Raw genomic sequence first — 17,648 nt, 5'->3', positions numbered from 1 at the left:
GTAAAGAATGAAAATATTGATTGCTGAGTATGCAGGTTTTTGCTTTGGAGTAAAAAGAGCTATTGAAACTGCATATCAGGAAATTGAAAAAGGTGATGGAAAGAAAATATATACTTTAGGTGAAATTATTCATAATCCACAAGTTATATCGGACTTATCGAAAAAAGGGGTTAATGTTATTGAAGAAGAAGAGCTGGATAAATTGACTGAGGGCGATAAATTAATTATCCGAAGTCATGGGGTGTCTAAAAAATTATACGACTTTCTCGCTAAAAAAGGAGTTGAAGTCATAGATGTTACCTGCCCATTTGTAAAAAAGGTCCAAAATATAGTTTATGAGTACTACCACAAGGGCTACTCTATTATCATTGTAGGAGATAGAAATCATCCAGAAGTAATAGGAGTAAACGGATGGTGTGATGACACTGCTTATGTGGTAAATTCAATTGAAGAAGCTCATAAACTACCTCAATTAGAAAAGGCATGTGCAGTTGCTCAAACTACTCTCATTGAAAAGCATTGGAAAGATATTTTAGAAGTAATAAAGCTAAAAGTTAAAGACCTTATTTTTTTTAATACTATATGCGATGCTACACAAAAAAGACAAGATGCTGCTGATGAGCTTTCAAAAAAGGTAGATGTAATGTTTGTAATTGGGGGGAAACATAGTTCTAATACTCAAAAACTAAAAAAGATATGTGAAAAAAATTGTAAAAACACTTTTCATATAGAAGATGCAGAGGAATTGACTCTTGAGATGGTAAAAGACCATGAGATTATAGGAGTAACAGCAGGAGCTTCAACCCCCGATTATGTGATAGAAGACGTGATAGAGAAAATTAGATTTTTAAAAGGGGAAGATGGGGATGAGTGATTTTTTAGAAGGTTATACTTTTAAGACGTTGCGACCTGGAGACATTGTCAAGGGAAAAGTGATAAAAGTTTCTGATGAGGGGATTATTGCAAATATTGGCTATAAATCAGATGCTTTTGTGCCTAAAAATGAACTTTCTTTAAATCCTAATTTTGATGTAAAAAAGACCTTCAATGTTGAGGATGAGTTAGATTTATATATAATAAGTGTGGAAAATGATGAAGGAAACGTATTAGCCTCTAAAGTTATGGCTGATGATAAACTGAGCAGAGAAAAAATTGAAAAAGCCTATAAAAATGAAGAGATAATTGAAGGAGAAGTTATTGAGGTTGTAAAAGGCGGAGTGATTGCCTACTCATTAGGAGCTAAGGTTTTTATTCCTGCTTCTCAACTGGAATTACATTATGTCGACAAATTAAATGAATATTTAGGTAAAACTTTGCGGCTTCGAATAATTGAGTATATTCCTGGCAAGAAAATTGTTGGATCACAAAAAGAAGTACTAAAATTAGAAAGGGAAAAAGTTAAAAAAGCGCTTTTATCTAATTTGAAAGAGGGAGACATAGTAGAAGGGAGAGTAAAAAACATAATAGATAAGGGGGCTTTTGTAGACATAGGAGGTTTTGATGGTTTTATCCCTCTAAGTGAAATTAGCTGGGAAAGAATTAAAAATCCGCGAGAAGTATTGGGAATGGGAGATAAAGTGTCGATTTATATATTAAAGGTGGATGAAAAAAATGAAAAAATTACTTTGAGCCTGAGAAAAGTGTTGCCAGATCCGTGGAAAAATGTAGAAACGAAATATCACGAAGGAGAGGTGCTAAAGGGAACTATCACTAACATTACGCCTTTTGGGGTATTTGTGCAGTTAGAACCAGGGATAGAAGGATTAGTTCATAAAAATAATTTAGAAAATAGTATCAAAACATACAAAATAAATGATATTATAGGAGTAGAAATATTGAACATAAATCAACAAGATAAAAAAATAAATCTTAAAGAAGTGCCTCTTGAAGAAAAAGATATTGTAGAAATAGAGCATCAAGAGCTTAGAATTACTTTGGGAGAAATATTTAATAAAAATTTTTAAACTGTCATGTAAAAAACCTTGACAAAAGAAAAAAATCTGATAAAATTAAAATCATTGAATGTATACATTATTTTAGTAAAGGAGGCACGATACAAAATGAATGCTTTGGGTCGCCACATTTTGGCAGAAATTTATGGGTGCGATAGCAATATTTTAGACAACTTGGAATTAATCGAAGACATAATGGTTCAGTCTGCAATAGTGACAGGCGCAGAGATACGGGAAGTAGCTTTCCATAAATTTAATCCCCAGGGCGTAAGCGGAGTAGTGGTCATATCAGAATCTCATATAACTATCCATACTTGGCCAGAACTGGGTTATGCCGCGGTTGACGTATTTACTTGTGGTGATGATGTCAATCCGTGGGATGCCTGTAACTATATAGCGAAAATGTTAAGAGCACAAAACATGACTGCAACAGAGGTGAAACGTGGAGTATTTGAAAAACCAGTGAAGGTGGTTAACTACTGATTAAATTCCATAGTATGAAGGTTTTGATTCCTTTGTGGCTTTTAAAGCCACTTTTTTCTATAATTAGGGGTGAACATATTTATGGTAGGTTATGAGGACTTTGTTAAAAAAATACATAAATTAACTGGAATAGATTTGTCTTCATACAAAGAAAAGCAGATGAAAAGAAGATTAGAATCTTTAATCTCTAGTCACAAATTTAGCTCTTATGAGGAATATTTTAATGAACTTACTGTCAATAAAACATTATATGAAGAGTTTCTAAATTATATTACTATTAATGTAACAGAATTTTTTAGGAACCCTTCACAGTGGGAAATCTTAGAGAAAGACCTTTTACCTAACATTATAAAAAAAGGTTTTAGAGTGTGGAGTGCAGCTTGTTCTACTGGGGAAGAACCTTATTCTGTAGCCATGCTTTTAACAAAGTTTATAGATTTAAAAGATGTGACAATTATTGCTACAGACATAGATGGAAGAGTATTAGAAAAAGCTAAAAAAGGTATATATTCGGCTGAGACTGTTAAAAAAGTACCTCAAGAATATTTAAAAAAATTCTTTAGAAAAATTGATGACAAAAGTTATCAGATAAGTGAAGATATTAGAAAAAGTGTACAATTTGAAAAGCATGACTTGTTAAATGATGAATATCCTAAAAATATAGATTTATTAATTTGTAGAAATGTGTTAATATATTTTAATGATACAGCTAAAGATAAAATATATAAAAAATTTTATGAGTCTTTAAATGATAACGGTATATTTTTTGTGGGTAGCACAGAGCAAATAATATTGCCATATAGATACAATTTTGAACCAATTAAAACTTTTTTCTATAAAAAAATTATTCCACAGGGATAAAAGAGGTGTTAATAATAATGCCTACCAATATTTATGTGACTGAAGAAGAATTAAAAAAACAAGAAAAAATAATGAAAGAAATTGCAGAAGAAAATAAGGGTAAAAACCTTTATTATCACATTGAAACTTACGGCTGCCAAATGAATGTCCATGATTCAGAAAAACTAGCAGGTATGTTAGAAAAGATGGGATATAAATATACTGAAAATCTGGAACAAGCTGATGTTTTACTTTTTAACACTTGTGCTGTAAGAGAACATGCTGAAATAAGAGTATTGGGAAGAGTATCACAAATGAAAGAATTGAAGGCTAGAAATCCTAATTTAATTATTGGTGTATCTGGCTGTATGATGCAAGAAAAAAATGTAGTAGAAGCTATTAAAGAAAAATATTCCTATATAGACATTGTTTTTGGCACTCATAATATATATAAATTTCCACAGCTTTTATGGGAGGCTTTGAACTCTCAAGATATAGTTATAGATATTATAGAAGATACAAAAAATGTAATTGAAGAGTTACCTGTCAAAAGGGACAGCAATTTAAAGGCATGGGTTAATATTATTTATGGTTGCAATAATTTTTGCACCTATTGCATAGTGCCATATACAAGAGGCAGAGAAAAGAGCAGAAAGCCAGAAGATATAATAGCAGAAGTAAAAGAATTAGCCCAAAAAGGGTATAAGGAAATCACTTTATTGGGACAAAATGTAAATTCTTACGGAAAAGACCTTGATGAAGATATAACTTTTGCAAAACTACTTTATAAGCTAAATGATATTGAAGGAATTGAGAGAATAAGGTTTATGACTTCTCATCCTAAAGATATTTCCGATGAATTAATATATGCCATGAGGGATTTAGATAAAGTTTGTGAACATTTGCATTTACCTGTACAAGCTGGTAGCAACAAAATTTTAAAAAAGATGAATAGAAAATACACCAAAGAACACTATTTAGAAATTATTGATAAAGTAAGAAGTAACATTCCAGATATTGCGATAACAACAGATATAATCGTAGGTTTTCCAGGTGAAACAGAAGAAGATTTTTTGGAGACGTTGGATTTAGTAGAAAGAGTGCGATTTGATGCCGCTTATACTTTTATTTACTCTAAAAGAGCAGGCACTGTTGCGGCAAATATGCCAGACCAAGTAGATGATGCTGTAAAACATGAGCGTTTAGAAAGACTTATAGAGTTGCAAAACAAAATCAGCTTAGAAAAAAGTGCAGAATTGAGAGGAAAAATTGTGGAAGTATTGATAGAAGGAATTAGTAAAAGAGATAGTAATAAATTGACCTCTCGAACTCGAACCAATAAAGTAGTCCACTTTGTGGGAGATGAAAGCCTTATCGGCAAACTTGCTAATGTTAAAATAACTGAAACAAAGGCTTGGACAATGCAGGGAGAATTAGTAGAAGTTATAAGATAAAAGTGCGCCTATATGGGCGCTAATTTTTATGATATAATAAAGAGGAGTCGGAGGTGCAAGAAAATGGCCGTCACTCCAATGATGGAACAATACCTTAAAATAAAAGAAAAATATAAAGATGCAATACTCTTTTTCCGCCTAGGAGATTTTTATGAGATGTTTTACGAAGATGCGGAAATTGCTGCTAAAGAGCTTGAAATAGCTTTGACAGGGAGAGACGCCGGAACGGAAGAAAGAGCCCCAATGGCTGGTGTTCCTTACCATGCAGCAGACTTTTATATAGACAAGTTAATAAAGAAAGGATATAAAGTTGCTATTTGTGAACAATTAGAAGACCCTGCAAAAGCAAAAGGTTTGGTAAAAAGAGATGTAGTAAGAATATATACTCCGGGGACAATAATAAATCCTGAATCAATGGATGAAAAAACAAATAACTACCTTGTGTCTGTTTTTAAAGGAAGGGACAATTATGGAATTTGTGCTGTTGATGTAACAACGGGAGATTTATACGCTACAGAACTTAAAAATTGTAAAGACACTAAAAGAGTTTATGATGAAATAACAAAGTATGCTCCTTCAGAAATAATCGCTAATGAAGATTTTTTAAAAAATAATAAATACATAAAAATTTTCAAGAATAATAACTGTGCTATAAATATCTATGAAAAGCAGCTTGACTATGAAGAAAAAATTAAATTAATAGAAACTCAATTTAATAAAAAATCCGAAGAATTAGGTATAAAAGATAAGCCTTATATGGCTAATTCGTTAGCGGCTCTTTTTAGCTATTTACAAGAATTACAAAAAACTGCTTTAAAGCATATAAACAAATTGCTTATATATGAAGATAACTCCTATATGGGATTAGACAGCAATGCAATAAAAAATTTAGAAATATTAGAGTCTAATAAAAACAAGTCAAAAAAAGGTTCTTTATTAGGAGTTTTAGATAAAACTGTAACTCCTATGGGAGGAAGGCTTTTAAAAAAATGGCTAGAAGAGCCTTTGCTTAATAAAGAGCATATTGATGCTCGGTTGCAAGCAGTAGAAGAACTTTTTAATGATTATAAAAATCGCCAAGATTTAAAACAACTTTTAAACAAAATATACGATTTAGAAAGATTGGCCAGCAAAATTGTCTACCAGAGTATTAATCCAAAAGATTTTATTTCCATAAAGCTATCTCTTCAAAATTTGCCTTACATCAAAGAAATATTAGAAAAGTTCAATTCAAGGCTTTTGAAAGAGATATGCGAGAAATTTGATATTTTACAAGATATATACGAATTAATAGATAAGTCGATAAAAGATGACCCTTCTACTCAATTAAAAGAAGGAAATATCATAAAAGACGGGTATAATGAAACAGTGGATAAGCTAAGAAAGGCTTCAACAGAAGGTAAAAATTGGATCGCAAATCTTGAGGCTGAAGAAAGAGAAAAAACAGGCATTAAGAACTTGAGAATAGGCTACAACAAAGTTTTTGGCTATTATATTGAAGTTACAAAATCTAATATACCACAGGTTCCTGAAAGATTCATACGAAAACAAACTTTGGCAAATGCAGAAAGGTATGTGACACCTGAGCTTAAAGAAATAGAAGAGACTATATTAGGAGCAGAAGAAAAATTAATTGAGCTTGAATATCAGCTTTTTAACGAAATAAGAGAAAAAGTAGAACTACAAATTGTAAGAATACAAAATACAGCAAAATATATAGCCATAATAGATGTACTCATTTCCTTTGCAGAAGTTGCGGAAACAAATAGATATATAAAACCGATAGTAGATTATAGTGACAGAATAGTCATCAAGGAAGGGAGACATCCAGTAATAGAGACTATTTCTGATGAATCTTTTGTAGCAAATGATATAGATATTGGTTCTGAAAATCCTATCATGATAATAACGGGGCCTAATATGGCTGGTAAATCTACTTACATGAGACAGGTTGCTTTAATTGTACTGATGGCGCAGATAGGCTCTTTTGTCCCTGCTTCTTACGCTAAAATTGGGATTGTAGATAAAATCTTTACAAGAGTAGGAGCATCCGATGACATCTTTGCAGGACAGAGTACCTTTATGGTGGAAATGTCTGAAGTGGCAAATATATTAAAATCTGCCACTAGTAAAAGTTTGATAATACTAGATGAGGTAGGGAGAGGTACAAGCACTTATGATGGTATGAGTATAGCTCATGCAGTTATTGAATATATTCATGAAAAGATAAAGGCTAAAACTTTGTTCGCTACTCACTATCATGAATTGACAAAACTTGAAGGCAAGATGAAGGGAGTAAGGAATTATAATGTTTCAGTAGAAGAAAGAGAAGATGACATAATATTTTTACGGAAAATAGTACCTGGTGGCGCTGATAAAAGCTATGGAATACAAGTTTCAAAATTAGCAGGACTACCTTATAGCATTGTTGAAAGAGCAAAAGAGATATTGAACAGTTTGGAAAATGATAAGGCCATAAAGTCCGAATTAGAAAATGCATCACAGCAACTTGCCTTTACTCAAATAGATATTTTTTCTACGGCAAAGGATTCGCTAATTGATGATATAGCCAATTGCGATGTGGACAACATGACTCCTATTCAAGCTCTAAATTATTTATATGAATTAAAGGAGAAGGCAATCTCCTTGAGGAGCGGAGTATTATGAATAAAATTCATCTTTTAGATGAAAAGACAATAAATAAAATTTCTGCAGGAGAAGTTGTTGAAAGACCTGCCTCTATAGTGAAAGAATTAATTGAAAATTCTATTGACGCTGGAAGCAAAAATATTACAGTGGAAATTTTAGAAGGTGGCATTCCTTATATAAAGGTATCTGACGACGGTTGTGGAATGAATGAAATAGACGCTATTTTAGCTTTTGAAAGGCACGCCACCAGCAAGATAAAATCTGACAATGACCTTTATAGTATAGGGACATTAGGTTTTAGGGGAGAGGCCTTAGCTAGTATTGCGGCAGTTTCCCATGTAACTTTACAGACTAAAGAAGAAGGAGCTTTATTTGGTACTAAAGTTGTTGTGGAAGGTGGGAAGGTAGTAGAAAAAACTACTTGTGGTTGTGCAAAAGGATGTAGTATTGAAGTAAGAGATGTGTTTTTTAATACGCCGGCACGAAGGAAGTTTTTGAAACGTCCTTCAACAGAGAGTATGTATATAACTGATGTTGTAACTAAATTGTGCCTTTCCCATCCTGAAGTTTCTTTTAAATATGTAAAAGACAGGAAACTACAGTTTATAACATCAGGTAATGGAAATATAGAAGATGTAATTTTGAGGCTTTTTGGAAATGAAGTCTACTCTTCTCTTATGTCAGCTTCTTTTGAAAGTGAAGATTTGAAATTAAAGATTTTAGCAGGTAAAAATTCTTTAAATTATTCAAATAGGAATATGCAATTTTTCTATGTAAATGGAAGATACGTAAAAAATAAAACCCTCTCGGCCGCTGTAGATGAAGCTTTTAAGACTTATATACCTGTGAACCGATATCCTGCTGTTTTTTTGTACATGGAAATAGACCCAAGGCAGATTGATGTGAATATACATCCTTCAAAATTAGAGATAAAATTTTCAGATGAAAGAAGAATTTTTGAAGCTGTTTATAAAACTATAAAGGATAGCCTTCATAAATACAACTTGATACCAGAAGTAAAAATTGAAGAAAAGAAAAATATCTTTGAAATTGAAACTCCAACTATTTCAGCTGAGCAGACGAAATTATACTTGACTTCTTCTGATAAAGAAGTAGAAAAGGAAAAAAAGAAATTTGATAATGAATTTAAAGGTAAGAATGTTTTTTTAAAAGATAATGTATTAAAAGAAAATAGTAAAAATAGTAGTTTAGATAACCATTTGGCTGTTTATGAGGAATATGAACATGAAAAAGAAGAAGTAAATAAAAATGACCTTGCTAAAAAAATAAGTGATATAAGAATAGTGGGCACATTATTTTCTACTTATATAATCGTAGAAAAGGAAGATGTATTCTATATAATTGACCAACATGCTGCCCACGAAAGGATTTTATATGAAAAATTTACTTCCCAATATGAAAAAATTCAAACAAGGCAGGTAACATTTCCTATTGTAGTAGAATTACAACCAAGAGACTTAGAACTTGTTCATCAAGAAAAAGAGCTTTTAAATAAATTAGGTTATGTATTTGAGGAATTTGGGAACAATTCTATAATATTAAGAGAAGTGCCTGTAATTTTAGGACAGCCAGAAGCAAGGCAGTTATTTATAGATATAGTGGAAAAACTTAAAGATAAGGAACTTGTCAATAAAATATCCTTAAAAGAAGAAAATATTATAATGATGGCTTGTAAAGCTGCAGTAAAAGCTATGGATAATTTATCTGAAAAAGAAATTAATAAACTTTTTGATGACTTAAAAATTACAGAAAATCCTTATACTTGTCCTCACGGAAGACCTGTTATAATCGCTATAACAAAAACTCAGTTAGAAAAGATGTTTAAAAGAATTATGTAATATAAGGGTGATGGGATGGCTATACAAATTGTGCTTATTGTTGGGCCCACAGCCTCTGGCAAGTCTAAATTAGCAGTAGACGTGGCAAAAGAATTTAATGGAGAAATCATTTCTGCTGACTCTATGCAAGTTTATAAGTACATGGATGTTGGTACAGCAAAAATTACAAAGGAAGAAATGCAAGGCATCCCTCATTATTTGATAGATATTGTAGAGCCAGATCAAGAGTTTAGTGTAGCAGAATATGAAAAAAGAGCGAAAGAGATTATAAAGGATATTTACAAAAGAGGGAAACTTCCTATAATTGTAGGGGGAACTGGTTTATATATCAATTCAATAATTTACATCATGCACTTTTCTGATTTTGAAGGAAGCAAAGAATTTAGAGAGAAAATGAAAGAATTAGCAAATACTTATGGCAGTCAATATCTTTATGAAAAATTAAAAAGTGTGGACCCAGAGGCGGCAAAAAAAATACATCCAAATGATATTAGAAGAATCATCAGAGCTTTAGAAGTTTATGAATTTACAGGGAAACCTATTTCTTACTATCAAAAAATGAGTGGTATGCGTTTAAATCCAGAGTATCAGCCTATAATGATAGGGCTTAATTTCAGAGACAGACAAATTTTATACGATAGAATTAATCAAAGAGTGGATGAAATGATAAAAAATAATTTGGTTGAAGAAGTGGTAAACTTGCTAAAAATCGGGTATAATAAAGACAGTACTGCTATGCAGGCTTTAGGATATAAAGAAATTGTCGAATATTTAAAAGGAGAGATTTCTTTAGAAGAAGCTATTGAAAAAATTAAAAAAGGGACAAGGAGGTATGCAAAAAGACAGATCACCTGGTTTAAGGGTTATGACTTTATCAAATGGTTTTTTGTAGATGACTATAAAAATTATGAAGAACTCAAGAAAAATATTATTAAATATTTAGCAGGAAAATTAAATTTTTGATAGAATATAACTAATGATACATATTAAAGAAGGGGGATAAAGATGGCAAGTTCAAAAGCAGCTATTAATTTACAGGATATCTTTTTAAATCAAGTGAGGAAAGAGCATGTACCAGTAACTGTCTACTTAATCAACGGATTTCAATTAAAGGGTTTAGTGAAAGGATTTGATAATTTTACAGTGGTGTTGGAGTCAGAGAACAAACAGCAACTTCTTATCTACAAACATGCTATTTCGACAATTACACCCCAAAAGCCTGTAATCTTCTCTGGTTCTGATAAGGATGAGAAGAAAGAAGAGTAAAAACAAAAAAACAGTATTAGGGTAACTAATACTGTTTTTTTGAAATAACAAAGTAGGGGAGTTTTTCAAGATGAAGATTGGTTTTATAGGAGTCGGCAATATGGGACTTGCTCTTATAAAGGGCATATTAAAGGCAGATTTTATAGACGCTGAAGATTTAATTCTTTATGATCCAGTGAAAGAAAAAACAGCGGGGTTAGAAAAAGAATTTGGTGTTATTGTTGCAAAAGACAATATTGACTTAACTGAAAAGTCAGATATTATCATTTTAGCAGTAAAACCTAATATTTACGATGCTGTATTAGAAGAAATAAAAGTAAAAGTAACTGATAAAAAAATAATAATTACTATAGCTCCGGGTATAACTATAAGTCATGTCAAAGATATTTTAAAAACAGGAAAAATAATAAGAACAATACCTAATACTCCTGCTTTAATAGGAGAAGGTGTTACTGTTATAAGTTACTCGCAAGAGATACAACAAGAGGATAAAGAAATTGTGGAGAAGATTTTTAAAACCTGTGGGGAAATTGTAGAAGTAGAAGAAAAGTTGATTGATGCTGCAATGGCTGTCTCTAGTTGTAGTCCAGCATTTGTGTACATGTTTATTGAAGCATTAGCAGATGGTGGTGTACTATTGGGATTACCAAGAGATGTTGCGTATAAATTAGCTTCAAAAGCTGTATCTGGTGCAGGTAACATGGTATTAAAAACAGGTTTTCATCCTGGTCAATTAAAAGACATGGTAACATCTCCAGGTGGTACAACTATTGAAGGTATAAGGATTTTGGAAAAAAATGCAATGAGAAGTGCGGTAATTGAAGCAGTGGCTGCAGCATATCAAAAAACAAAAGGATTGAAGTAGAAATGTCAAATAATATCGATGTTGTTGAAATATACACAGATGGAGCTTGTAGTGGTAATCCTGGTCCAGGTGGCTGGGCAGCAGTTTTACTGTATAAAGGAACAAAAAAAGAAATATCAGGATTTGAAGAAAATACTACAAACAATAGAATGGAATTAAAAGCAGTAATAGAAGCTTTGAAAGCCTTAAAAAGGCCTTGTAAAGTTAATTTATATAGTGACAGTAGTTATGTAATAAATGCCTTTAAAGAAGGCTGGCTTGAAAAGTGGCAGAAAAACAATTGGCTAAAATCAGATAAAACTCCAGTAGAAAATCAAGAGTTATGGAAAGAGCTTTTAGAGGTTTCAAAAAGACATCAAATCAATTGGATTAAAGTAAAAGGTCATGCAGATAGTGAATACAACAATTTATGTGATAGACTGGCTACAGAGCAAATAAAAAGAAACACTAAAAAGTTATAAGAGTTTTTAAGCTCAAGGAATCTTTTAGTAAAGTTCCTTGAGCTTTTTAATAATTTTAAACGAAGTATCTAAATAGCTTGATTTAAGTATTATATTTATGGTATCATATATACAAGTAATTATACGAAATAACTATTTCGTATAATTAGAATTGTAGAAAGGAGTTTTGAGAATGTCTAATGAAATTTCTAATAATACTTCCAATAATGGTTCTATTAAATATCCCCCTCTTCTTGGAGAATTTTTAAACTACTTTTCGACGGTAAAAGCCCGTTCTTATAATACTGTAAAAGCTTATGCTTATGATTTAGTTTTGTTTTTGCGCTTTTTAAAGCAAAGACGCGGAAAAATTAGTCCTAATGTAGAATTTGATGAAATAGATATTTCTGATGTAGATGTTGATTTGATAGAATCTGTTGATTTAAACGACTTATACGCCTACCTTAACTTTGTAGCTAACGAAAGGTCTAATACTCCCCCTGCTCGTGCTCGAAAAGTAGCAAGTTTAAGGTCTTTTTATAATTATCTTTATAAAAAAGCTAAGGTGCTAAGCAAAAATCCTACTCAAGAATTAGAGTCCCCAAAACTTTCTGTAAGACAGCCTATTTACCTCACCCTCGATGAAAGCAAGAAGCTTTTAAATTCTATAGATGGGCCTTTTAAAGAAAGAGATTACGCTATTATCACTTTGTTTTTAAACTGTGGGCTCAGAGTTTCTGAACTGGTGAATATAAATCTAGACGACATAAAAGATGATAAACTAACTGTTATAGGAAAAGGAAACAAACAAAGAACAGTTTATTTAAATGATGCCTGTATTAATGCAATAAATACATATTTGAAGGTAAGACCTAAAGAAGGAGTCAAAGATAAAAAGGCTTTGTTTTTGAGCAAAAGGCTTAAACGCATAAGTGTTAAAACTGTACAATATACCGTAAAAAAACATTTAAAAAGTGCTAATTTAGAAGGAAAAAAATATTCTGCCCATAAATTGCGCCATACAGCCGCGACTTTGATGTACAGATATGGTAATGTAGATATAAGGACTTTACAAAAGCTCCTAGGGCATTCTAACGTGTCTACGACGCAAATTTATACCCATGTAGATGATTCGCAATTAAAAGAAGCTGTAAATAAAAACCCTTTATCACAAAAGGAAGATTGAAAATAAAATTCAAGAGGAAAGATTTTCCTCTTGAATTTTATTTCGTAGCTTATTCTTCTTTGTAAATATTATTTAAAGCAATAGCTATTGCCAATTTTACTTGAGGATAAGTAAGACCACCTTGCACGTATGCGATATAAGGTTCTCTTATAGGTGCATCTGCACTTAACTCTATAGAAGATCCTTGTATAAATCCTCCTGCTGCCATTATGACTTTATCCTGATATCCTGGCATGTCCCATGGCTCAGGAATTACATGAGAGTCTACTGGGGATCCCATTTGTATTCCCTGGATAAAAGATATCAACTCTTCAGCAGTTTTAAATTTGATAGCTTGAACTATGTCAGTTCTTTCTTCGTCATATTTTGGAGTAACTTCATAGCCTAAGTCTGACATAATTTTCGCTAAAAGAACAGCTCCTTTTAAAGCTTGTCCTACCACTTGAGGTGCAAAAAATAACCCTTGTAAAATCAATTTATTTAAATCTAAAGAAGGACCTATCTCTTTTCCTATGCCAGGGGCATATAGCCTATAAGAAGCGTTTTCAACTAATTTCTTTTTTCCTACTACATATCCACCTGTAGGGGCAATTCCTCCACCTATGTTTTTTATAAGAGAACCTGCTATAATGTCGGCTCCTACTTCTGTTGGTTCTTTTATCTCAGTAAATTCTCCATAGCAATTATCTACAAATATAATTACATCTTCTTTTACCTTTTTAATTTCACCAATTGTCTTTTCTATATCTTCTATTTTCAAAGACTTCCTATAGTCATACCCTTTTGATCGTTGAATCATCACCATTTTAGTTTTTGAGGTTATTGTTTTTTTTACACTTTCTATATCTATTTTTCCATCATTAAGGAGGGGAATTTCTTTATATATAACTCCGTATTCTTTTAAACTTCCCCTACCCTCCCCTTTTATCCCTATTATTTCTTCTAACGTATCATAAGGCCTCCCACAAGCCGAAATTAGCTCTTCATTTGGTTTTAAATTGCCAAATAGGCATAATGCTATAGCATGAGTTCCAGATACGATTTGAGGTCTTACTAAAGCGTCTTCTGCGGCAAATATTCCTGCATATATTTTTTCGATTGTCTCTCGCCCGATGTCACCATATCCATAGCCAGTTGTACCATTAAAATGGATATCGCTTAATTTGTTCTTTTGGAAATGATATATGACCTTATACTGATTGTACTCTACAGTCTTATCAATCTTTCTAAATACAGGGTAACAATCTTTTTCTGCTTTTTCTATAACTTCGATTATTTTTGAGTTTATATGGAAATTGTTCTGCAAAAATTTTTTTGTGTCCATTTTCTCAGTCCTCTCTAATGTCTATACTGTCTATTGTTATTAAATCTTCTTTGGTTATATTTATTTTGTTTAAAACTCTTACAGCCTGTTTTCTAATTGCTCTTTCTATGATATTCCTTACAAGGCGCGCGTTTCCTATTTCTCTTGAATTGTCGTCACGAATCAATATTTTCATTAATTTTCTCTTTGCACTTTCCGTAAGCTTATATTGCCTGTTTTTTACCATGACTTCCGCAATCTGAAGAAGTTCATCTAAAGTATAATCAGGAAAATCTATCTGGATTGGAAACCTGGAGCGAAGTCCGGGATTAGTATTTAAAAAATATTCCATTTCGTGTCTGTAACCTGCTAATATAAGTATAAATTTATTCCTATTGTCTTCCATTTCTTTGACAAGAGTATCAATAGCTTCTTTGCCAAAGTCTTTTTCTCCACCCCTTGCCAAAGAATAAGCTTCATCTACAAACAAAATTCCTCCCAAAGCTTTTTTTACATTTTCACGGACTCTGTGAGCAGTATGTCCTATGTATTCTCCTACTAGATCAGCTCTCTCTACTTCAACAACATGGCCTTTTTCTAAAACTCCTATACTTTTTAAAAGTTTTCCTAATATCCTTGCTACAGTAGTTTTGCCTGTTCCTGGATTACCTTTAAATATCATATGTAATACTATAGGTTCAGTGGCTAATCCTTCCTTTTTACGCTTTATTTGCAGTTGCGAGAAAGCGTAAATTTCTTGTATAATTTCTTTCACTTTATTAAGGCCTATCAAAGAATTTAGCTCTTTTAAAGCTTCTTCTTGTAATTTTTTATCATTTACAGTTGTTGTGACTTCTTTAGGTTTATCTTCTGACTTTTTTTCTATTTTATATCCTTCAAAGAAAACTGGCCATATTCCCATCTACCACCACATCCCAATACCATTTTTATTGTTATTCTATGATATTGGGATGTGGAAAGTGAACAAATTTTACACTTCTACTTTTGCTTCTACATCTTCTTTAAAATCTGCTAAAATAGGGTTTACAATTTCCTTAATGTATTCTTCAGTCTGGCTTACAGCTCTTCCGGTAAATTTTATAGGGTTAACTAATTCTTTAATTTCTTCTTGGGAAAGTTTAAATCTTTGGTCATTTTGTATATAATCAAGCAACCTATTTTCTTCTCCATTTTTAACTTCTTCTGCCGCTTTTAAGGAGTATACTCTTATAGCTTCATGTAACTCTTGTCTGTCCCCACCTTTAAGTACTGCTTCCATTAAAATCTTTTCTGTAGCCATAAAAGGCAATTCCTTCATCACATTTTTTTCAATTACTTTTTTGTTTACTTTTAAACCAGACGCAATGTTTATATAAAGATTTAATATAGCATCTGTGGCAAGGAACATTTCGGGTATTACAATTCGCCTGTTAGCTGAATCATCTAAAGTTCTTTCAAACCATTGAGCAGAAGAAGTAATAGATGCATTTAAAAGTGTGACAATAACATACCTACTTAAAGCTGCCATTCTCTCGCTTCTCATAGGATTTCTTTTATAAGCCATTGCAGAGGAGCCTATTTGTTTTTCTTCAAAGGGCTCTTCAATTTCTCTTAAATGTTGCAAAAGCCTTAGGTCGTTGCTGAATTTGTGAGCACTTTGAGCAATACCGCTTAAAACAGACAAAAGCATAAAGTCATATTTTCTCGTATAAGTTTGTCCTGTCACAGGGAAGGACTTTTTATATCCCATTTTTTCTATTACTAATCTGTCTAGCTCTTTTACTTTTTCTTCATCACCACCAAAAAGTTCCATAAAACTTGCTTGTGTACCAGTGGTGCCTTTTACTCCTCTTAACATTATGTTTTCTCTTCTATATCTTAAATCTTGTAAATCGAGAATTAAATCTTGTATCCAAAGGCATGCTCTTTTACCAACTGTAGTAAGTTGAGCTGGTTGAAAGTGAGTATAACCTAAAGTGGGTAAATCCTTATAAGTTAGTGCAAATTCGGATAAAATTTTTATTACTTTGAGAAGTTTCTTTTCAATTAGTTCAAGAGCTCTATCCATAAGAATTATATCAGTATTGTCATCTACAAAAGCAGAGGTAGCTCCTAAATGGATTATAGGTTTTGCTTTGGGGCACAAAAGACCATAGGCATGTATGTGAGCCATAACATCATGTCGAAATTCTCTTTCGAATTTTTCCGCATCTTCATAGTTTATGTTGTCTATATTTTCTTCCATTTCTTTAATCTGCTCATCTGTAATATTGAGCCCTAATTCTTTTTCGCTTTTTGCCAAAGCTACCCATAATCTTCGCCAAGTTTTAAATTTTTCGTCGTCAGAGAAGATTTGGGCCATTTCTTTGCTAGCATATCTTGTTATTAACGGATTCTGATAAGTATCTCGCATATTTACCTCCTCATTATGCTTTATTTAAAAATTCTTCGATTCTATTTAAGCCTTTTTCAATATTTTCAATGGAAGTAGCATAAGAAATCCTAATGTAATTGTCCATTCCGAAGGGCAAAGCAGGAACAACTGCTACATTTGCTCCTTCAATTAAAGCATTTGCAAAATCTATGGAACCTCTAATAATTTTTCCTTTTATTTCTTTTCCAATGTATTCGTCTATATTTACCATTACATAGAAAGCCCCTTGAGGTTTATTTGATTTCAATCCCTTTATTTTATTTATCCTTTCTACCATATAAATTCTTCTTTTATTGAATTCTTCTGCCATTCTTTTAATAACAGTTTCATCTCCTGATAAAGCGGCTATACTGGCATATTGAGCAATTGAATTGGGATTTGAGGTGGTGTGACTTTGAATGTTTGACATAACCTTTGCAATTTCTAAAGAAGAAGCAGTATATCCAATTCTCCATCCTGTCATAGCATAAGCTTTAGACATACCGTTTACCAAAATTGTCAGTTCTTTAATTTTTTCATTTAAAGAGGCGATACTGATGTGACTGCCTTCGTAAATTAATTTTTCGTATATTTCATCTGAAATGACAAAAATATTTGCTTCTCCAATAATTTTTGCAAGTTCTTCTAACTCTTCTTTAGTATACACTGAGCCAGTTGGATTGTTGGGGGTATTTAAAATTAAAGCTTTTGTCTTAGAGGTAATAGCATTTTTTAATTCTTCGGCTGTAATTTTAAAGTCATTTTCTACTTTTGTTTTTACAAAGACAGGCTTTCCATATGCCAGCCTTACCATCTCAGGATAGCTTAACCAATAAGGTACAGGAATTATAACTTCGTCGCCAGGATTTAAAATTGCACAAAGAACGTTATATATAGAGTGTTTAGCGCCGTTTGATATGACAATTTGGTCTGGTTGA

The 17,648-nt window shown here is 32.1% G+C and carries 16 protein-coding genes; 12 read left to right on the top strand and 4 right to left on the bottom strand.

What is annotated here, in order from left to right; genetic code table 11:
• Positions 1-7 precede the first annotated feature (7 nt).
• The 12 genes from M663_RS0112155 to M663_RS0112100 all read left to right on the top strand — a co-directional run bounded on the left by M663_RS0112155 (position 8) and on the right by M663_RS0112100 (position 12,994).
• Complete coding sequence (locus M663_RS0112155) at positions 8-874, top strand: 4-hydroxy-3-methylbut-2-enyl diphosphate reductase (RefSeq protein WP_029689095.1); 867 nt, start codon at positions 8-10, stop codon at positions 872-874.
• Positions 861-1,964 carry a S1 RNA-binding domain-containing protein gene (locus M663_RS0112150; protein ID WP_029689094.1) on the top strand — a complete coding sequence of 368 codons (1,104 nt, stop codon included), beginning with the start codon at positions 861-863 and terminating at the stop codon, positions 1,962-1,964. Before M663_RS0112155 ends, M663_RS0112150 begins: the two co-directional genes overlap by 14 nt.
• Before the next feature lie 96 nt (positions 1,965-2,060).
• Entirely contained in the window at positions 2,061-2,435 is a 375-nt protein-coding gene (speD, locus tag M663_RS0112145; RefSeq protein WP_003866794.1) for an adenosylmethionine decarboxylase, read from the top strand.
• A gap of 81 nt (positions 2,436-2,516) precedes the next feature.
• Positions 2,517-3,296: a protein-glutamate O-methyltransferase CheR gene (locus M663_RS0112140; protein WP_003866793.1), complete on the top strand. Its 780-nt coding sequence runs from the start codon at positions 2,517-2,519 to the stop codon at positions 3,294-3,296.
• Between the two features lie 17 nt (positions 3,297-3,313).
• The gene (gene miaB / locus M663_RS0112135) at positions 3,314-4,729 is read left to right on the top strand and encodes a tRNA (N6-isopentenyl adenosine(37)-C2)-methylthiotransferase MiaB (protein WP_003866792.1); all 1,416 of its coding nucleotides are present in this window, start codon (positions 3,314-3,316) and stop codon (positions 4,727-4,729) included.
• A 63-nt stretch (positions 4,730-4,792) separates the two neighbouring features.
• Positions 4,793-7,396, top strand: coding sequence for a DNA mismatch repair protein MutS (mutS, locus tag M663_RS0112130; RefSeq protein ID WP_003866791.1), 2,604 nt, complete (start codon positions 4,793-4,795; stop codon positions 7,394-7,396).
• Positions 7,393-9,237, top strand: a complete 1,845-nt coding sequence (gene mutL, locus M663_RS0112125) for a DNA mismatch repair endonuclease MutL (protein ID WP_029689093.1) — start codon at positions 7,393-7,395, stop codon at positions 9,235-9,237. Before mutS ends, mutL begins: the two co-directional genes overlap by 4 nt.
• A gap of 15 nt (positions 9,238-9,252) precedes the next feature.
• Positions 9,253-10,200, top strand: coding sequence for a tRNA (adenosine(37)-N6)-dimethylallyltransferase MiaA (miaA, locus tag M663_RS0112120; RefSeq protein WP_003866788.1), 948 nt, complete (start codon positions 9,253-9,255; stop codon positions 10,198-10,200).
• A gap of 42 nt (positions 10,201-10,242) precedes the next feature.
• Positions 10,243-10,503 carry an RNA chaperone Hfq gene (gene hfq, locus M663_RS0112115; protein ID WP_012995214.1) on the top strand — a complete coding sequence of 87 codons (261 nt, stop codon included), beginning with the start codon at positions 10,243-10,245 and terminating at the stop codon, positions 10,501-10,503.
• A gap of 70 nt (positions 10,504-10,573) precedes the next feature.
• Positions 10,574-11,368 (top strand): pyrroline-5-carboxylate reductase, encoded by a 795-nt coding sequence (gene proC / locus M663_RS0112110; RefSeq protein WP_029689092.1) that lies wholly within the window; start codon positions 10,574-10,576, stop codon positions 11,366-11,368.
• 2 nt (positions 11,369-11,370) lie between these two features.
• Entirely contained in the window at positions 11,371-11,829 is a 459-nt protein-coding gene (rnhA, locus tag M663_RS0112105) for a ribonuclease HI (RefSeq protein WP_014062866.1), read from the top strand.
• Between the two features lie 172 nt (positions 11,830-12,001).
• Positions 12,002-12,994 (top strand): tyrosine recombinase XerC, encoded by a 993-nt coding sequence (locus M663_RS0112100; RefSeq protein WP_029689091.1) that lies wholly within the window; start codon positions 12,002-12,004, stop codon positions 12,992-12,994.
• Positions 12,995-13,043: 49 nt separating this feature from the next.
• On the opposite strand, the gene M663_RS0112095 is transcribed toward M663_RS0112100, so the two are convergent.
• The 4 genes from M663_RS0112095 to M663_RS0112080 all read right to left on the bottom strand — a co-directional run.
• Positions 13,044-14,318, bottom strand: a complete 1,275-nt coding sequence (locus M663_RS0112095; RefSeq protein WP_029689090.1) for a methionine gamma-lyase family protein — start codon at positions 14,316-14,318, stop codon at positions 13,044-13,046.
• A gap of 4 nt (positions 14,319-14,322) precedes the next feature.
• Positions 14,323-15,219, bottom strand: a complete 897-nt coding sequence (gene spoVK, locus M663_RS0112090; protein ID WP_029689089.1) for a stage V sporulation protein K — start codon at positions 15,217-15,219, stop codon at positions 14,323-14,325.
• Between the two features lie 69 nt (positions 15,220-15,288).
• Positions 15,289-16,710 carry an adenylosuccinate lyase gene (gene purB, locus M663_RS0112085; RefSeq protein ID WP_029689088.1) on the bottom strand — a complete coding sequence of 474 codons (1,422 nt, stop codon included), beginning with the start codon at positions 16,708-16,710 and terminating at the stop codon, positions 15,289-15,291.
• A gap of 13 nt (positions 16,711-16,723) precedes the next feature.
• Positions 16,724-17,648, bottom strand: a 925-nt coding sequence (locus tag M663_RS0112080) for a pyridoxal phosphate-dependent aminotransferase (RefSeq protein WP_029689087.1), incomplete at its 5' end; no start/stop codon positions are given.

The sequence above is a fragment of the Thermoanaerobacter sp. A7A genome (assembly GCF_000445185.1).
In the GTDB taxonomy this organism is placed as follows: domain Bacteria; phylum Bacillota; class Thermoanaerobacteria; order Thermoanaerobacterales; family Thermoanaerobacteraceae; genus Thermoanaerobacter.
This window is presented reverse-complemented; position numbering and strand designations above follow the sequence as displayed.